We start from the raw sequence: 18,300 nt of genomic DNA on the forward strand, positions 1-18,300 counted from the left end.
CGATGCTCGCCTACACCGTGCTGATCGCCGCGGTCGCGGTGGAGCGGATCGCCGAACTGGTGGTGTCCCAACGCAATCTCGCGTGGAGCCGGGAACGCGGCGGCGTCGAGTTCGGCGCCCGCCACTACCCGATGATGGTGGTGCTGCACACCGCACTGCTGGCGGGTTGCCTGTGGGAGGCCGCGCACCGCCCGTTCATCCCGCTGCTGGGCTGGTCGATGCTCGGCGTCGTCATCGCCGCGCAGGTGTTGCGTTGGTGGTGCATCACCACTTTGGGCCACCAGTGGAACACCCGGGTCGTCATCGTCCCCGACGCCGGGCGGGTCACCGGCGGCCCCTACCGGTTCTTCTCCCACCCCAACTACGTCGCGGTCGTCGTCGAGGGGATCGCGCTGCCGCTGGTGCACACCGCGTGGCTCACGGCGGTGGTGTTCACCGTGCTCAACGCCGCGCTGCTGAGGACCAGGATCTCGGTCGAGAACAAGGCCCTCGCGATGCTGACATGATCGATCTCGTGGTCGCCGGCGGCGGACCCGCGGGGCTGGCGACCGCCATCCACGGCGCCCGCGCGGGCCTCGACGTCGTCGTCATCGAGCAGCGCACCGGTCCTGTCGACAAGGCGTGCGGCGAGGGCCTGATGCCGCACGCGGTGCGTCAGCTCGATTTGCTCGGTGCGCACCCGGCGGGCAGAGCCTTCCACGGGGTGTCCTATTTCGACGACCGTCGTTGTGTCACCGCGCAGTTCGGCTCCGGCGCCGGGCTGGGAGTGCGGCGCAAGACCCTGCACGAGGCCCTGCTGCAGCAGGCGGCCGCGGCGGGGGTGTCGCTGGTACACGCGAAGGTCGACGGGTTTGACCAGGACGGTGAATCGGTGACGGTCAACGGGATTCGCGCCCGCTACCTCGCGGCGGCCGATGGCCTGCACTCGCCGATCCGGGCCGGCCTCGGCCTCGGCCTGCCCGCGGGCGGGACCCGGCGTTGGGGGATCAAGCGGCACATCGCCGTCGCGCCGTGGAGCGATCGTGTCGAGGTGCACTGGTCGGTGGACCCCGAGGCCGGCGAGGCCTACGTGACGCCGGTGGCCGACGACTGCGTGGGCATCGCCATCCTCACCTCCCGGCAGGGCCGTTTCGAGCGCCATCTCGATGCGTTCCCGGCACTGCGCGAACGCATCGACGGCCATGCCCACGAGCCCGACCGGGCCGCCGGCCCGCTGCGGCAGCAGGTGCGCAGCCGGGTGGCCGGACGGGTGCTGCTGGTCGGTGATGCCGCGGGGTACGTCGACGCGCTCACCGGGGAAGGCCTGGGACTGGCGTTCGCCGCGTCGCGCTTGCTGGTCGACTGTGTGGTCGCCGACCGTCCCGATGACTACGAGCGGCGGTGGCGCCGGGCGACGCGCCGCTACCGGTGGATGACGACGGGGGTGTTGTCCGCGAGCACGTCGCCGCTGCGCTCACTCGTCGTGCCCGCCGCCCACCGCCTCCCGCGCGTATTCACCGGGATGGTGAACCTGCTCGCCGAGTAGCACCGCCTCCGCGCGGTCGTCGCGGGACAGTGCGATCGCGTTGCGTCCCTGCGACTTTGCGGCATAGAGCGCCTTGTCCGCGCGGTCCAGCAGTTCGCCCACCGCCGCGTCGGGGTCAGATCTCGAGGCCTGCCACGGCCGCAGCGTGGCGACCCCGATGCTGACGGTCAGGTAGCCCGAATCCGACCCGAGGTGCGGGATCTCGAGGTCTCGGATGGCCGCGGCCAGTCCGCTTGCCAGCCGGCGCGGGTCCTCGCGCCCGGAGAGCACCACCGCGAACTCCTCGCCTCCGTACCGCGCCGCCAGCCAGGACCTCGGGTCGGCGAGTTGCCGCAGCACACCGGCGACGCGCCGCAGGCATTCGTCGCCGGCCTGGTGGCCGTAGACGTCGTTGAACGATTTGAAATGGTCGATGTCGACGAACAGGGCCGACACCGGTTCACCGGTTTCGTGTGCGCGGGTCCAGATGCGGGCGGCCTTGTGCGACAGTCCGCGTCGATTGGCCAGACCGGTGAGCGGGTCGGTGTTGGCCATGTCGGTCAGCGAATCCTGCACCTCACGTTCCAGGGTCACGTCGCGCATGATCGCCGCCGTCAGCCCCTCGGGTGTGCGGCGGCTGTGCACCACGTACCAGCCCCACGTCCCGTCCTGCCGGCGGACGCGGAACGGCTCAGAAGGACCGGGCTGCGTCGACTCGGGGAAGTGCCGCCTGGCGGCGCGGTCGTCCGGATGGACCTGCTCGAGCCACTGCGACTTGGTGATCGGGCTTCCGGGGAGGTCGAGGATCTCGTAACCGTGCGACGCGCGGTGCAGGACGTTGCCCTCCTTGTCGACGACGATCACCACGTCCCCGGTCAGCTCGGCGATCAGTTCGTAGGCCTTGTGGCTGGCGTCCTCGAGCGCCGCCAGTCGCATCCGATCCTCGAGCGCCGCGGCCACCATGACCACCATCGTGAACGCGCCGAGCACGAAGACCTGGGCCGAGATCATGGCCTGCCCGGGTTCCTCCAGCGACGCGGCGAACGGACCATAGCCGGCGAACGTGCTGCCGAGCACCAGCGCCGAGCCGACGGCCATCTCGGCGAAGGCCGCCGCGATGCCCGAGCGGATCAGCACCAGCAGCGCGGGCAACGCGGTCAGGAAGACCAGCACGAAACTCGACTTGGTCGCCGACGCGGCGCACAGGCCGACGGTCAGCGCCGTCATCATCGTGAACCACAGCACTTCCCGCCACGAATGGCGCCGCCGGTAGTGCTGCCACCGCAGCATCAGCGGAACGAGGAACGCGATGCCGACGGCCTCGGTCAGATACCAGGCCATCGCGGCGTACACCAGCGAGCGCGGGTCGGTGGCGATCTCACCGTTCCAGACCAGGCTGGCGATCCCGATGGGACTTGCCAGCAGCGGCGCGACGAACACGCCGTAGAGCAGGAAGCGCTGCCAGCTGCGCAGCGAGTCACTGCGTCCCGTCACCCACTCCCGGTCCCGGTGCAGGACCGTCGCGGCGAACACCACCGCGGTCATCGTCGACACCACACCGACTTCGGGCGACATGTCCAGGAACAGCCGCGCCGGGACGATCTGGATGGCGGCGAACGAGGCGAGGTACACCGGCCACTGGCGACGCGGCGAGGTCAGCAACGCGACGAGCTGAGGCGCGACGGCCGGCCAGACCATGGCGTAGGACCAGCTGTCCAGGTAGACCAGCGAACGGACCAGGAAGCACAGCGCGCCGACCGCGAGGGTCCAGCCGACCAGACGCGGCCACGGCGGCATCGCCCCGGGCACGCGAAGGGACAGCCGCCCCCAGCGGTGCGTGCCGATGTCCATCCGCACAGTCAACCGCGTCAATATTCAACCGGCAACGCTTTCGCACTCCTGGTCCCCGCCGGGACTCCGCACGGAGTTCACATCCCGGACCCTTCCAAGAAACACCGGGACGACAGAATGACCCGTCCGCGCAACTACGGGCCAGAACGCAGGAGACTCAGTGACCGACGTCGTGAACCCCACCTCCCCCGAATCCACGGAGGTCAACGGCTCACAGCTGGGCCCGACGGGGCAGACCCGCAGCGGCATGTCCGCCGATGCGCTGCGCCACGCAGTGTCCGATCACCTGCTGTATTCGATCGCGCGGCCACCGGCGGTGCTGACCCCCGAGCACTACTACCGGGCGCTGTCGCTCGCGGTCCGCGATCGCATGCAGAAGCGCTGGATGGCCACCACCCAGGACTGGCTGGACCTGTCGGCGAAGGTGACGTGCTACCTGTCGGCGGAGTTCCTGATGGGCCCGCAACTGGGCAACAACCTGCTCAACCTCGGCATCGAGGAAGAGGCCCGCGCCGCGATGGCCGACCTCGGCCAGGACCTCGACGTGATCCTGGACTGCGAGGGCGAGCCCGGCCTGGGCAACGGGGGCCTCGGGCGGCTGGCCGCCTGCTACCTGGACTCGCTGGCCACGCTTGAGCGGCCGTCGATCGGCTACGGCATCCGCTACGAGTTCGGCATCTTCAAGCAGGAGATCGCCGACGGCTGGCAGGTCGAGAAGACCGACAACTGGCTGGCGCACGGCAACTCCTGGGAGATCGACAAGCCCGACGCCACCTACCCGGTGAACTGGGGCGGCCACACCGAGACCTACGAGGACGTGACGGGCAGGTTCCGGGTGCGGTGGGTGCCGCAGCGGGTGCTCAAGGGCGTCTCCTACGACACCCCGGTGCAGGGTTACGGCGTCAACACCTGCAACACGCTGACGCTGTGGAGCGCGCGGGCCGTGGAGTCGTTCGCGCTGGACGCCTTCAACACGGGCGACTTCTACAAGGCCGTCGACGAAGAGGTGGTCTCCGAGACGGTCTCCAAGGTGCTCTACCCCAACGACGAACCCGAGGCGGGCAAGAGGCTGCGGCTGTTGCAGCAGTACTTCTTCGTGACGTGCTCGCTGCAGGACATCCTCGACATCCACCTCAAGCGGGCGCACCTGCCGCTGACCGTGCTGCCCGACAAGTGGGCGATCCAGCTCAACGACACCCACCCCTCGATCGCGGTCGCCGAGTTGATGCGGCTGCTGATCGACGAGTATCAGTTCCCGTGGGACCATGCGTGGGACCTGACGGTCCGCACGTTCGGCTACACCAACCACACCCTGCTGCCCGAGGCGCTGGAAACCTGGCCGCTGGCCATGTTCGGGGAGGCGCTGCCGCGTCACCTCGAGCTGATCTACGAGATCAACGACCGCTTCCTCGAGGAGGTGCGCGCGCAGTTCCCCGGCGACGAGGACCGGGTGGCGCGCATGTCGCTGATCGGTGAGGACGGCGGCAAGTGCGTGCGGATGGCGCACCTGGCGACCGTGGGCAGCCACGCCGTCAACGGGGTCGCGGCGCTGCACTCCGAGCTGCTGAAGGCCAGCGTGCTCAAGGACTTCCACGAGATGTGGCCGCAGCGGTTCGGCAACGTCACCAACGGCGTGACACCGCGACGGTTCCTGGCGCTGTCCAACCCGGGTCTGCGCGGCCTGCTCGACGACACGATCGGGCCCGGGTGGCTCAAGGATCTGGGTCGACTCAAGGGGCTGGAGTCCTTCGTCGACGATCCGGCGTTCCGGCATCGGTGGCGAGAGGTCAAGCGTGCCAACAAGTCCCGGCTCGCCGAATACGTCCACTCGGCGACGGGCATCGAGCTGGATCCGACGTGGATGTTCGACGTCCAGGTCAAGCGGATCCACGAGTACAAGCGCCAGCACCTGATGGTGCTGCACATCATCACGCTGTATCACCGACTCAAGGCCAACCCCGGGTTGTCGATCCCGCCGCGGGTGTTCATCTTCGGGGGCAAGGCCGCGCCCGGATACTTCATGGCCAAGCGCATCATCAAGATGATCACCGCCGTCGGTGACACGGTCAACGGCGATCCCGACGTCAACCGCTGCCTCAAAGTGGTGTTCCTGCCGAACTTCAACGTCAAGACCGCGCATCTGGTGTACCCGGCGGCCAATCTGTCCGAGCAGATCTCGACCGCGGGCAAGGAGGCGTCGGGCACCGGGAACATGAAGTTCATGATCAACGGCGCGCTGACGATCGGGACCCTCGACGGCGCCAACATCGAGATCCGCCAGGAGGCGGGTGCGGAGAACTTCTTTCTGTTCGGGCTGAACGAGAGCGAGGTGGCGTCGGTCCAGGCGAACGGCTACCGCCCGCTGAGCCACGTCGAGAGCGACCAGGAGCTGGCGGCGGTGCTGGAGCTGATCGCGCGTGGGGTGTTCACCCACGGCGACACCGAGGTGCTGCGGCCCATCGTCGACAACCTGATCCACCACGATGCGTTCCTGGCGCTGGCCGACTACCGGTCCTACGTCGACTGCCAGGACGAGGTCTCGCGGGCCTGGCTCAACGGCGACACCTGGTCACGGATGTCGATCCGCAACACCGCCCGCAGCGGCATCTTCTCCTCGGACCGTGCGATCAAGGAGTACTGCGACGAGATCTGGGGAGTCGGACCGATGTCGGTCGACCTGGACTAACCTCCGCCGGAATTGCATTCCAGCAGACAAAGTGCGAGTAGAGACCTGCGTGGCTGCAATCTGGGCGCGAAAACCGTGCAGGCCCTTTCGGTGAGCAGGCCCCGGTGCTGCTTGCGAATCCGGCGCGCTGACGCACCATCATCGTCGGTTTTCGCACCCGATTCGCCAAGGTCACAACCCGATCACTGCCCCGCGCGGCCCCCGCGGGTACGCCGCCACCCGCTGTTAGGTTCGCGCCCGTGGCGATCTTCGGGCACCGGGTCCGCCGCGTCGGCGCACGGCTGGCCGTCGCGGTACTGCTGGCTGCCGGCCTGACGACGGTCACGGCCCCGCAGGCCGACGCGTTCTCCCGCGAGGGCCTGCCCATCGAGCAGCTGGACGTCCCGTCCCCGGCGATGGGGCGCACCATCCGCGTCGAGTTCCAGCACGGCGGGCCGCATTCGGTGCTGTTGCTCGACGGCCTGCGCGCCCAGGACGACTTCAACGGCTGGGACATCAACACCGCCGCGTTCGAATGGTTCCACCAGTCCGGGATCTCGGTGATCATGCCCGTCGGCGGCCAGTCGAGCTTCTACGCCGACTGGTACCGGCCCGCCAAGAACAACGCAGGCACGGTGACCTACAAGTGGGAGACGTTCCTGACGCGCGAGCTGCCGACGTGGCTGGCCGCCAACAAGGGCCAGGACCCGTTCGGCAACGCCGTTGTCGGGCTGTCGATGTCGGGCAGCGCGGCGCTGACGATGGCCGCCTACTACCCGCGTCAGTGGAAGTTCGCGGCCTCGCTGTCGGGATACTTGGCGCCGTCGCAGAAACTGTGGCCTCCGCTCATCGACATCGCGATGCAGGACGCCGGCGGCTACGACTCCTTCGACATGTGGGGCAAGACCGGCTCGCCGGCCTGGCTGCGCGCCGACCCGATGCTCAACATCAACCGGCTCGTCGCCAATCGCACAGCACTGTGGGTGTATTGCGGTAACGGCATCGCCTCCGACCTCGACACCGGTACGGACCTCGGCATCAACATCAGCGCCGGTTCTCTGGAGACGATCACGCTGAGCACCAACAAGGAGTTCCGCGACAAGTACCTTGCCGCAGGCGGGCGCAACGCGGTGTTCAACTTCCCGCCCAACGGCACTCACAGCTGGGGTTACTGGGGCGCGCAGTTGCAGGCGATGAAGCCCGACATCGTGCGCCTGCTGACGACGCCTCCGCCGCCACCCCCTCCGCCACCGCCGGTTCCCGGCGCCCCGACACCGCCGCCGGCGCCCGCTCCGGGGTAGCGGCTACTTGAAGTGGGGTTCGAGCAGCGTCGACCAGGCCTTGTCCAGCTGGAGCCACTCGTCCTCGCACCCTGACGCGCGGTCTTCGGGCAGTTCACCGCCTGCGACCAGGTCGCCGTTGGTCTCGGGATCCGCGCCGTAGATCCAGCACTGCAGGTTGAACATCCGCGTCTCGTCCAGCGAGTGCACGTCGGCGAAGTCCTCGCTGCCGAGTTCGCTGCGTTGCTCACCGGACGTACCGAATGTCCGCGCGAAGTCCTTGACCGCCTGCACCGACTCGGGGTCGATCTGGCCGTCCCCGTCGGGCTGCAACAGCACGTAGGCGGCGAGTTGGTCGGCGACATCCTCTTCGCGCCCGGTGACCGGCAGGTCGTACACGCTGATCGCCATGTGCCCGACCTCGTGGTAGAAGGTCGCGTACTCGGAGTTGAGCGCGGACGCAACGGGATCGGGGTCGCCCGCCTCGGTGAAGATCTGCTCGGCCAGCGCGGCGTCCTCGTAGCACAGGGTGATCGACTGGGCGCCGAAGTCCCAGAAGGCGTTGGCCTCGTCGCACTGCGAGCCGAGCAGCGCGACGTCGTTCGGCAGTGCCAGCGACTGGTTGATGTCGTCGGCGAGGTCCTCGAGCACCTGGTTGTCCTGCAGCAGCGCCCGACCGGCGATGGCCTCGGGGGTCTCGGCGTCCTCGTAGGTGACGATCATCGTCCCCGCGCCGTCGGCGCCGTCGTCCTCCGGACCCGGGGCCGGGCTCTGTGCCGCGGCCGTCCCGGACGACGACTGCGGTGGCTCGGACTGCTGCTGCGCGCCGCCACAGCCCACCACCAACAGCCCGGCTGCCAACACCGGCACAACCTGTGTGCGCATGTACCCCGCCCTTCGCTGCCCCGACGGTCGAACACTATCGCGGCGGGCGGGGTTACTTGGAGTAATCGGTGCTCAACCAGCGCTTTGGACGCATGCGGATGACGATGGAGGTCGGGGTGAGGTTCTCGTCGGTGAACTGGCCGCCGGCCTCCTGCCCGAGGTAGCGGACCGCGATCTCGCGGACGGTGGCGTCGTCGGCGGGTCCGATGCCGGTGACGTCACCTTCGGCGGTGACGTACTTGTACGGCGGCTGTTCGTCCTGCGCCGTGATCGCGAACCGGCCCGCATCACGAATCACCTTGTGCTTCAACGACTCTGTTTCCGTCCACAGCAACACCTCGCCACCGGGCCGGTAGCCGTACCAGATGGGCACCGCCAGCGGCGCCCTGCCGGGTCGCTCGACGGCGATCACGCCGACGTGGACGTCGGCCAGATAATGCTCACGCTCGTCACTCGTCATCTTCGCCATGACACGTGCCAACGAGTGCGAGCGCCGTCACATTCCCGTCAGCCGGCGGGCACCAACTCGAAGACGGGGATGACGCGGTCGGTGCGCGTCTCGTACTCGGCGAAGCCGGGGGCGCGCTCGGCGATGACGGCGTAGACGCGGTCGCGTTCGTCCCGGGGCAGTTCGCGCGCGGTGACGGCCCTCGGCGGGTCGGCTCCGATCTCCACGCTGGCCTGCCGGTGGGCGCGAATGTTGAACGCCCACGCGGGATCCCGGTCACGGCCCGCGGACGAGCCGACGACGTAGATCTTGCCGTCGACGTCGAAGTAGGCCACCGGGTTGATACGCTCGGCGCCGCTCTTCGCGCCGGTCGAGGTCAGCAGCAGCAAGGGGAAGCCCTCGAACTGGCCGCCGACCTTGCCGCCGTTGGCGCGGAACTCGTCGATGTTGCGCTCATTGAAATCGCGCTCCTCGTTCATCACTTCCTCGGGCATGAGCCCATGGTGTCACGGTGGCGATGCGCCGAACGTGCGTTCCTTGTAGCTCCTAGCGCCCCGCAACGACCGTGGGTGCACGCTCGCGGGCTCCTAGTCCGGGCCGACGGCTACCGGGCGCGTGGAATCGGAGCTCCATTCCGACCACGAGCCGGGGAACAGCGCGGCGTCGATGCCGACTGCTGCCAGCGCCGCGACGCCCACCGCGGCGGTGACTCCCGACCCGCAGTACACGGCCACGTCGGCGCCCACGCCGCGGTCGTCGAACAGCCGGGTGAGCTCGGCGTCGGGCAGCCAGGCGCCGTCACCGGTGAGCAGACGGGTGCTCGGAAGGTTGACCGCGCCGGGGATATGGCCGGCGACCGGGTCGACGGGCTCGACCTCGCCGCGATACCGCTCGGGCGCGCGAGCGTCCAGCAGCACCGCGACGTCGGGCGCTTCATCGGCGGTCACGGTCTTACATGCCGCCGCATAGAGATCGTCGTGGGCGACGGTCACGTCGCCTGGTTCGGGAGTCACGGCGCCGGTCTGCAGTCGGCCCGTCCACGCCGGCAGCCCGCCGTCGAGGATCCTGACGTCGGCGATGCCGGCGGCCGTCAGCACCCACCACGCGCGCGCCGACCCCGCACGGTTCCAGTCGTCGTAGACCACCACCGGCACACCCGTCCGGACCCCCCAGCGGCGCGCCGCCTCCTGAAGCCGGCGCCCGGACGGCAGCGGATGACGACCACGTCCCGTCACGCGGTGATCGGTGAGGTCGTCCTCGAGGGAGACGTACACCGCGCCCGGCAGATGCCCGGCTTCGTAGGCCGCGGTGCCGTCCGGTTCGGGCAGCGACCATCGGACATCCAGCAGCGTGATCGGCTCACCCGCGTCCAGGCGGCTCGCCAGTTCCTCGGCGGTGATCAGCACATCGTCGCGGGTCCCCATCGCGAAATAGTATTCCTGGTCGCGGATCCAGCGGTGGTCACAGCCGTGGCTTCACGCTGGAGGCGAGCGGCGGCGCCGGCCAGCGAGCAGAATGAGGCGCGATGACCATCGAGGGCGCGACGTTGTTCACCGCGTGGAACCCGCCGACGTCGACACGTACGTCGAGGCGGCCCGCCGGGGCGCGCTGCGGATGCGGTTCAACCTCGCGTTGTACGCCGACCCGCCGGCACTTCGACGCCCAGGTGACGCGGTTCGCCGAGCAGCGGCGCCGGGTCGACGGCATCGCGAACCCCCTGCTGACCGCGCAGTCGGTGAAGTTCTTCGCCGACGGCGTGGTGGAGAACGAGACCGGGGCGCTACTCGCCCCGTACTGCTCGGGGCTGCACAGTCATTCCGGCGGGGCAGGGCGAAGCGACTCGGGGGAGAACCTGGGCATGCGCAACTGGGAGGGTGACTCGCTGGCCCTGGCCGCCCGCCGCGTCGACGAGGACGACCTGCAGAGGTTCGCCGCGCTCGGCGTCATCCCGAACATGCAGCCGCTGTGGGCCCAGCTGGACCGGCTGATGACCGTCCTGACGATCCCCCGGCTGGGCGCCGCTCGGGCCGGCAGGCAGTACCCGATCCGCACGCTGGACACCACGGGCGCACTGGAGCTGCCGTCGGTGGCCGTGCGTGCCACGTACCTCCGCGGCGAGACGGTCTACCGGTGCCGGGGCGCTCAGCAATCCAGGTGGATGACCGCCATACTGGCGATGTCGAACGCCAGCGCGACGCCGAACCCCATTTCCCGGTCGAGGCGGTCGGTCACCTCAGAGGCCGGGATACCGCGGTCCATCATCGAGCAGGCCCGGTACCCGGCATCCAGCAGTTCCTGCGCTGTCCAGGCCGCGTGGCGGACTTCGAGCTCGTACAAGTAGTCGGCCGCGTCCGCCGCAGCAGGCGCGGCAAGGGCGAGCAGCGCCGCGAAGGGAACCGCGGTGGCTCCGACCGCCCGCGTCACGAGACGCCGGCGGCCGGCGGACGGTTTCGCGTGACGGCCGCGCTGGTACGAACTCACGTCGGGATCCTTCTGGTCTGGCGCTGCGCGCCGCGGTGGCCGCTCGGAAAGCGCCCACGCCACTATATGTGAACTGCGCTAATTACGCTTCAGCACCCATATAGTCTACAGATAAAGGGTTTACCGTGACTATGTTATCCGTGATTCTTACGCGGGCTCTGTGCCCTGTCTCACAATCTCGCACCCACTGGGCATGTCGTCACGGCGCCGCCGCGTGACGCGGTCCGACCTAAACCGCACTCGCCATCGCCAGAACCTCTTCGGCCGATGGCGGACTCGACGGATGATATGACAGGCACCACGGCGCGACGACGCGGTGGAACGCCTCCCCCTCCGTCGCGACATAGAAGTTGCCGGCCTGCAGCCGGCTGATGTCGGGCACCAGGCCGCCCTTGGCCCGCGCCATCTCCCGAGCGGCCTCGATATGGGCCGGCGAGTTCAGCAGGCCGTAGAACTGGGTGGCGGCATTACCCGGGATGTGGTTGTGCAGACCCTTCGGCGCCTGGGTGGCGAACACCAGCCCGAGCCCGTACTTGCGGGCCTGCGACGACAGCGCCAGCGTGCTTCGCAGGGAGGTGGTGAAACCCTTTGACGGAGCGAAGTTCTGAGCTTCATCCATGATCAGCAACCCGGACAGCGGCCGCTCCCCGGCCGGGTGCCGTTTGATCCACGCGAACAGCGCCATCTGCAGCTGGTTGACGAAGCTCTGGCGCTGCTCGTCCGAAGACAGGCCGATCATGCTGATCACCGACACCCTTGCCCGGCGACCCGGAGACGGCGTGAGCAGCACCCCGGGGTCGACGGGCGTGCCGTCGCCGCCGAACATCGGGTCGTTGATCATGGCGGCGCGCAGATCCTGGGCGAGGTTGTTCGCGATCTTGCGGGCGTCGGCGATGTTGCTGACGTCATCGGGCAGGTCGGCGAGCAGGTCGACGAAGCCGTCGAGGGTCGGTGCCGGAGTTCTGCCGTATCGCTGCAACGCTTCTCGCAGCACGGCGCGAGCCCGGTTGGCCTTCTGGGTCTGCCCGGAGATCAGCGCCCGCGGTTCGAGCGCGGCGCACGCGGACTCCACGGCGTCGTTGAACTCGTCGTAGTCGTCGACCACGGAGCTGAAATCGGGCAGCGGCTGGAATGCCAGCGGACGCCCGGTCGACCGTCGCGGCGTCCAGATCTTCACCTCGGTGTTGCCGAAATATTCTGCGGCCCTTGCATCGTCGGAACGACGCCAGCCGAGTGGCGGCGCGGGCCACGAGGTGCCCAACCGGGACAGGTCGTTGTTGGTGTCCAGCACGATCGACGAGACACCGCGCAGCGCGCATTCCTCGACGAGCCTGCGGATCAGCACCGTCTTGCCCGAGCCCGAGCCCGCGAAGATCGCGACGTGTTTGCGCAGCGCGGACAGTTCGATCGACACGGGCTCACCCGTTTGCAGGTCGAAGCCCAGCGGCATCTCGGCGTCGGACACGTCGACGGCGACCTCCACCGGAGGTTCCGGCTCGGGTTCCGGTTCGACCGGCGCGGCCACCGTGACACCGCGGGTGTCGTCGCCCAGCACGTCGCGCAACAACGCCAGCCCGTGCGCGGGCCTGCGCGCCTGCAGCCATCCCGGCAGGTCGACGTCGTCGTCGTTGATCAGGTCGCGCAGCGCGATCATGGTCCGCACATCGTCGTCGGACACCGGGACGGTGCGCGCACCGGCGGCGTGGATCTCCTCGATCAGCGCCGCGGTCTTGGGGCCGGTGGGCCACGCCGTGTTGCGCAGCAACAACAGGTGTCGGCGGTCCGATCCGGCACTGAGACCCGTTGCCGCATAGGCTTTTCTGATGCGGGTCTGGGCGGCCAGCGCGTTGGTGGCCGCAATGGCGCGGAATGCCCAGTGGCGTTCGTCGTCGGTGGCGCTGTCAAGGCTCTGCCGCAGCCGCGCGTGCAGCACGACGTGCGATCCCGGCGGCGGGTCGACCGTGTACACCTGGTCACCGTCGCGTTCGGCGATCCACGCCGTCAGTGCGGCGCCGAGAAGCTCGGGCATCGTGATGTCTTCGCCCTCGTGGTCGAACGCGGCGGCGGGCACCGCGCGCCTGCGGTAGTCGGCGAACCGACGGTCGAGTCCCGACGAACCGACGGCGGCACTTCCGTTGGGCGACTGCGACTCCCAAGTCGGCTGCGCGTCTGTGCTCAGGGCTTCGAGCTCGACGACGGTGCCGTGCTTGAGGCACTCGCGCACGTGGCTGTCGGCTCGGATCAACAACTTTCGCGGCGTGTAGTCCCGGGCGTCCTCGAACGCCGCGGGCATGATCGGCCAACTCGGATAGGGCGGCGCGAAGCCCGTCGCCGCGTAGCTCAGGATGAAACGGCGTTCCAGGATCGCGCGGCCGATGTCCGAGGTCGGCAACCCGTGCAACACCGCCGTCACCCGGAACCGGTCGGCCACGCTTGCCGTCGCCTGGTCGCGGATGCTCTCCCAGACCGCAGGCAGGCACGCCACCACCGACACCGTCCGGCGCATCGTCTGGCGCAGCGACATCAGCCCGTGGGCGACCTGCTCCAGCACACCGTCGCCGCCACCGCCGGACTCGGTGCGCGCAAGCGAGGCGGCGAGCAGCGTGTCGATCTGATCCAGGGCCAGCACCGCCGGACCGGCCAGGGCGACGAGCCGGGAGATGTCGCGCACGCAGTCCTGTGCGGACTCCGGGGAGGCACGCAGCCGCCAGCGGTCGCGGTCGTCGCCGAAGACGCCGCCCAACTCCTCGCTGGCCTGCAGGTAGGCCTCGCCGACGTCATGGGCGACCAGGTCGTTCGCCGCGAGCAGCACCAGCGCGCGCAGCGTGATGACATTGCCGCACAGGGTCTTTGCGTACCGCGGCCAGTGCATTGACGAAGCGGTCCAGGGTCTCGGGGTCGAGGTCGTCGTCCCCGATGATGGCGCGTCGGTCGGCACGCGACACGCGCGCGATCGACGACAGCTCCCACAGCAGGTCCTTGAGCTGCGTCTCGCGCTGCGCACCGGGGCGGCCCAGGCTCTCCAGGATCCCGTTGCGCACCGAATGCCAGAAGCTGGCGGCGTCGAGCAGTTCGACGACGAAGAAGTACCCGCCGCCGGCCTGCACCCGTTCGCGGATCTGGCCGAGAAGGTGGGTCTTGCCCGATCCGGCGGGCCCGCGTACCACGACGCCGAGCGGGGTCGATGTGGCGTCGTGCAGCGCGTCGCCGAAGGCGTCCATCACGTCGTCGACGGCGTACTCGTTGAGCCCGCCGACGTGGGTGGCCGCCTGGGGACGCCACAGGTCGTCGACGGTGGGCGCCCACGTCAGTCGAAGCGAGGCAAGAGCTTCCCGTTGCACCGCGTCCATCACGCGTCGATCGCGATCAGGTGCTTGGCCCCGTCACCGATCACCACGGCCGCGGCGCGGTCGTCGGCGGTCAGGACCTTCTGGTTCTCCTCGGGGATCAGGCTGACACCGGGGGTGCGGTACAGGGCGCGCAGGGCGGTGTCGACGTCGTCGCGGGGGTCGTCGAGTTCGGCGCGCAGCCGGGTCAGCGAGACCCAGCCGCCGGACCGCGTGACCAGGCGGGCGTAGGCGGCGCGAACGCGCTCCTCGACGGTCTGTGCCGGGCCGTCGGTGGCCGGCCAGAACATGTCGGCCAGGCTGAGCTCGGATCGCCGCAGGTGGCGGCCGAGCGCGCCGAGCACGGTGTAGAGCGTCTTGGCCGGCCCGGTGGAGCGTGGCGGCGGTCCCGCGGCGATGATCTCGCCGCAGAGCCGCCAGCCGCGGTCGGTGAGCTCGTGGACGAACCTGTTGCCCACGCGTTCGGATTCGATCAGCCCGAGGCGGTTGAGCTTGTCGCGGCCGGGCTTGTCGAGCGCCGGGCCGAGGGCGGTCAGCTCGGGGTTGGGCACGGGGCGCGATTCGGCCATCAGCACCAGCAGCACCGCTCGTTCGGTGCCCGTCAGGTCCGCCGCCGTCACAGTCACGCAGCCAACTTAACCGGGTGCGGCAGGATTGCGTTCGGCATGGTTGACAGCGAAGGTACCCCTCAGACGTCCCGGCGACGCCATGTCGCGCGGTTGGCCCTGTTCGTGGGGTTGCTGGCGGCGCTGTTCTATCTGGTCGCCGTGCAGCAGGTGATCGACGTGGAGTACGTCCGCGGCCTGGTGGCGTCGACGGGCGCGCTGGCGCCGCTGACGTACGTGGTGGTCTCGTCGGCGCTGGGCGCGGTGCTGGTGCCGGGGCCGCTGCTCGCGGCGGGCAGTGGGTTCCTGTTCGGCCCGCTGGTGGGCACGTTCGTGACGCTGGGTGCGACGGTCGGCACCGCGATCGTCACGAGCCTGGCAGGGCGGCGCGCGGGCAAGGAGAGTGCCCGCGCCCTGCTGGGGCCGCAGCGCTCGGAGCGGATCGACGGGCTGATCGCGCGGGGTGGGCTGTGGGCGGTCGTCGGGCAGCGGTTCGTCCCGGGGATCTCGGATGCGCTCGCCTCCTATGCGTTCGGGGCCTTCGGAGTTCCGTTGTGGCAGATGGCGGCCGGGGCGTTCATCGGGTCGGTGCCGCGGGCGTTCGTGTACACGGCGCTCGGGGCGTCGATCGGGGAGTTCTCGGCGCCGCTGGCTTACACGGCGATCGCCGTGTGGTGTGTGACCGCCGTGGTCGGGGCATTCGCGGCGCACCGGGGCTGGCGCTCCTGGCGCTCAGGACGCTCGAGCTGAGCACCCGCGCGGCTTTTCCGCCGAGCGTGCGCTCACGGTCGTGAAAAGGTCCCCACCGCGACCGTGCATGCACTCTCGGCGGAGGTCGCGCCGGTAACGTGGAATTCCGTGCAGGGGCCCGACGGCATCGTTGTCACCGAGGAGTTCGAGCGGGCGCTGACGCTGCTGGGCGAGGGCCGCAACGTCTTCCTAACCGGAAAGGCGGGCACCGGCAAGTCGACGCTCATTCGCCGGTTCATGGCCGACACCGACCGCAACGTGGTGGTGGTCGCGCCGACCGGGATCGCCGCACTCAACGTCGACGGCTACACGATCCACCGGCTGTTCGGGTTCCGCACGACGACGGGCCTGCACGAGGTGCTCTCCGGGGACTACCGGCCTGGCCGTTTCGCCAAGACGCTGGCGTCGCTGGACACACTGATCATCGACGAGGCGTCGATGGTGCGTGCCGACCTCTTCGACATGCTCGCCGCCGCCCTGCAGAAGTTCGGCCCGCGACCCGGGCAGCCGTTCGGCGGCGTGCAGGTCGTCCTCGTCGGTGACCTCTACCAGCTGCCCCCGGTGGTCACCGAGAACGAACGCGAGTACTTCTCGACCGCCTACGAGACCCCGTACTTCTTCTCGGCCCGCAGCTTCCGCCGCGAGGACTTCCCCGCCGTCGCGTTGACGACGGTCTTCCGTCAACTCGGCGACGCCCGAATGGCGGCCATTCTCAACGAGATCCGCGAGGGAGTGCTGCTCGGCCACGCCCGCGAGCAGCTCAACGCACGCACCGACCCGGAGTTCGTCCCACCCGACGACGAGTTCTGGCTGACGCTGGCCGCCACCAACCGGCTGGTCACGGCGCGCAACCGCCAGCATCTGGACCGGTTGCCCGGCGACGAGATGGTGCACCACGCCCACACTTCGGGTGATCTGTCGTTGTTCGACCCGCCGGTCGAGAATTCCGTCCGCTTCAAGGTCGGCGCGCAGGTGATGATGCTCAACAACGACCAGAACAACCGCTGGGTCAACGGCACGATCGCCCGTGTGGTCGGCGTCGACCACGACCGCTACGGAGCCGTGGTCATCGTGGAGTTCCCGGACGGCACCACCGCGGACGTCACACCGTTCACCTGGGAGGCGACCCGCCCGGTCGTCGACGGCGGCACGCTGCGGCGCGAAGTGGTCGGCACCTACACCCAGATGCCGTTCAAGCTGGCGTGGGCGATCACGATCCACAAGAGCCAGGGGCAGACGTTGCACCGACTGGTCGTGGATCTGACCGGCGGCATGTTCTCGTTCGGTCAGCTCTACGTCGCCTTGAGCCGCTGCACCTCGCTGAGCGGTCTGGTCCTCAAACGCCCGGTGCTGCCCAGGGACATGAAGACCGATCGCCGGGTCGCGCGGTTCCTTCGCGCGTCGGTGCAAGACGACCGGGTTCGCCGGTATTGCGCGATCGCGATCCTCACCGTGGGTGACGAGGGGCGGATGTCGCGGCCCCGACCGGTGGAACTGGCGGTCGCCTTCGACGACGGCACGGCGGTGACGACGCTGGTGAACCCGCAGCGCGATCTCGCCGATGCGCGAATCGCCTACGGCATCACCGTCTCTGACGTGCTGCTGGCGCCGACGCTGCGGGAGGCGTGGGCGGTGATCGCCCCGATGCTGGCCGGGTACACGCCCGTGGGCGTGGGCATCGACGAGACGATGGGGTTGATCGACTTCGAGCTCAAACGGTTGGGGTATGTGACCCCGATGCCGATGGGCGTCGACGTGCCGTGCAGTGCGGTCGCGGCGGCACGATCCGCGGCGGAGATCGCGGAAGCGACGATGCGGGCCTTCACCGACTCGGGGATGGGCGACACCGGTTCCAGCGTGTTCGACGAGCCCGACGCGGCCGAAACGGCTTCGGGTCTGCTGGTCAGCCGCGACCACCGGGCGGCGACGCCGACGGCCGACCATCTGCCCGCGCTCTCGGCGCTGCTGCGGGTGAGTCGCGACGTCGGTGAGCTCCTGCTCGGCGGGGCGCGCGCCGACGACGTCCGCGCCCGCGGCGCCCCCGAGACGGGCTGGGAGGAAGGGGCGCGGCAGTCGGTGGCCGACCAGCTCAGGGCGGCGGCGTCGAGGGTGACGCTGACCGACGACGTCCTCGCGAGGGTGCGCGAGGTGGAGAGGCTGCTGGGTGCCGAAATCGTCTCCGAGGCCATGCTTCTCGAGCGGCATGACATCGGTGCGATCCTGGTGCCCGGCACCCGCATCTGCTTCACCGGCACCGCCCAGGACGCGGCGGGCCGGATCGTGGAGCGCGACGAGATCGAACGGCTCGCCCGGTCCGCGGGCCTGACCCCGGTGAGGACGGTGAGCAAGACCCGCTGCGACGTGTTGGTGACCGCCGAGGCGGGGACGCAGTCGGGCAAGGCCCGCAGGGCGGCGGAGTACGGCAAGCCGGTGTTGTGCGCCGACGAGTTCTTCGCCTGGCTCGCCGCCGGCCCCGCGGAATAG

The 18,300-nt window shown here is 69.4% G+C and carries 13 protein-coding genes and 2 pseudogenes; 7 read left to right on the top strand and 8 right to left on the bottom strand.

The window, feature by feature from the left end; genetic code table 11:
- The first annotated feature begins 2 nt into the window (after positions 1-2).
- Entirely contained in the window at positions 3-506 is a 504-nt protein-coding gene (locus H7I57_RS15135) for an isoprenylcysteine carboxyl methyltransferase family protein (protein ID WP_264024429.1), read from the top strand.
- Entirely contained in the window at positions 503-1,525 is a 1,023-nt protein-coding gene (locus H7I57_RS15140; protein WP_264024373.1) for an NAD(P)/FAD-dependent oxidoreductase, read from the top strand. Before H7I57_RS15135 ends, H7I57_RS15140 begins: the two co-directional genes overlap by 4 nt.
- Here the strand turns inward: H7I57_RS15140 and H7I57_RS15145 are convergent.
- Complete coding sequence (locus H7I57_RS15145; protein ID WP_264024374.1) at positions 1,454-3,355, bottom strand: sensor domain-containing diguanylate cyclase; 1,902 nt, start codon at positions 3,353-3,355, stop codon at positions 1,454-1,456. The two genes, H7I57_RS15140 and H7I57_RS15145, sit on opposite strands and share 72 nt — an antisense overlap.
- Before the next feature lie 160 nt (positions 3,356-3,515).
- On the opposite strand from H7I57_RS15145, the gene H7I57_RS15150 reads away from it, so the two are divergent.
- Both H7I57_RS15150 and H7I57_RS15155 read left to right on the top strand, forming a co-directional pair.
- Positions 3,516-6,041 (top strand): glycogen/starch/alpha-glucan phosphorylase, encoded by a 2,526-nt coding sequence (locus H7I57_RS15150; RefSeq protein ID WP_372510228.1) that lies wholly within the window; start codon positions 3,516-3,518, stop codon positions 6,039-6,041.
- A 239-nt stretch (positions 6,042-6,280) separates the two neighbouring features.
- A complete protein-coding gene (locus tag H7I57_RS15155; RefSeq protein ID WP_372510229.1) occupies positions 6,281-7,321 on the top strand; it encodes an esterase family protein in 1,041 nt (346 codons plus the stop codon).
- 3 nt (positions 7,322-7,324) lie between these two features.
- On the opposite strand, the gene H7I57_RS15160 is transcribed toward H7I57_RS15155, so the two are convergent.
- From H7I57_RS15160 to H7I57_RS15175, 4 genes are all read right to left on the bottom strand, one after another.
- Positions 7,325-8,185 carry a DUF4344 domain-containing metallopeptidase gene (locus H7I57_RS15160; RefSeq protein WP_264024375.1) on the bottom strand — a complete coding sequence of 287 codons (861 nt, stop codon included), beginning with the start codon at positions 8,183-8,185 and terminating at the stop codon, positions 7,325-7,327.
- A 52-nt stretch (positions 8,186-8,237) separates the two neighbouring features.
- Positions 8,238-8,654: a pyridoxamine 5'-phosphate oxidase family protein gene (locus tag H7I57_RS15165; RefSeq protein WP_264024376.1), complete on the bottom strand. Its 417-nt coding sequence runs from the start codon at positions 8,652-8,654 to the stop codon at positions 8,238-8,240.
- Positions 8,655-8,692: 38 nt separating this feature from the next.
- Positions 8,693-9,127: a nitroreductase/quinone reductase family protein gene (locus H7I57_RS15170; RefSeq protein ID WP_264024377.1), complete on the bottom strand. Its 435-nt coding sequence runs from the start codon at positions 9,125-9,127 to the stop codon at positions 8,693-8,695.
- 93 nt (positions 9,128-9,220) lie between these two features.
- Complete coding sequence (locus H7I57_RS15175; RefSeq protein ID WP_264024378.1) at positions 9,221-10,057, bottom strand: sulfurtransferase; 837 nt, start codon at positions 10,055-10,057, stop codon at positions 9,221-9,223.
- A 133-nt stretch (positions 10,058-10,190) separates the two neighbouring features.
- On the opposite strand from H7I57_RS15175, the pseudogene H7I57_RS15180 reads away from it, so the two are divergent.
- Positions 10,191-10,704, top strand: a pseudogene (locus tag H7I57_RS15180) (amidohydrolase); the annotation flags it as partial.
- Positions 10,705-10,775: 71 nt separating this feature from the next.
- On the opposite strand, the gene H7I57_RS33760 reads toward H7I57_RS15180, so the two are convergent.
- From H7I57_RS33760 to H7I57_RS15190, 3 genes and pseudogenes are all read right to left on the bottom strand, one after another.
- Positions 10,776-11,177 carry a DUF732 domain-containing protein gene (locus tag H7I57_RS33760; protein WP_372510230.1) on the bottom strand — a complete coding sequence of 134 codons (402 nt, stop codon included), beginning with the start codon at positions 11,175-11,177 and terminating at the stop codon, positions 10,776-10,778.
- Between the two features lie 166 nt (positions 11,178-11,343).
- A pseudogene (locus H7I57_RS15185) lies at positions 11,344-14,464 on the bottom strand (helicase HerA domain-containing protein).
- Complete coding sequence (locus tag H7I57_RS15190) at positions 14,464-15,087, bottom strand: hypothetical protein (protein WP_264024379.1); 624 nt, start codon at positions 15,085-15,087, stop codon at positions 14,464-14,466. The pseudogene H7I57_RS15185 and the gene H7I57_RS15190 overlap by 1 nt, the downstream one beginning before the upstream one ends.
- Before the next feature lie 39 nt (positions 15,088-15,126).
- Between H7I57_RS15190 and H7I57_RS15195 the strand changes: the two genes are divergently transcribed.
- Positions 15,127-15,816 (top strand): TVP38/TMEM64 family protein, encoded by a 690-nt coding sequence (locus tag H7I57_RS15195; protein WP_264024380.1) that lies wholly within the window; start codon positions 15,127-15,129, stop codon positions 15,814-15,816.
- Between the two features lie 108 nt (positions 15,817-15,924).
- Positions 15,925-18,300, top strand: coding sequence for an AAA family ATPase (locus tag H7I57_RS15200; RefSeq protein WP_264024381.1), 2,376 nt, complete (start codon positions 15,925-15,927; stop codon positions 18,298-18,300).

It is taken from the genome of Mycolicibacterium pyrenivorans (assembly GCF_025821625.1).
Taxonomy (GTDB): Bacteria; Actinomycetota; Actinomycetes; order Mycobacteriales; family Mycobacteriaceae; genus Mycobacterium; species Mycobacterium pyrenivorans.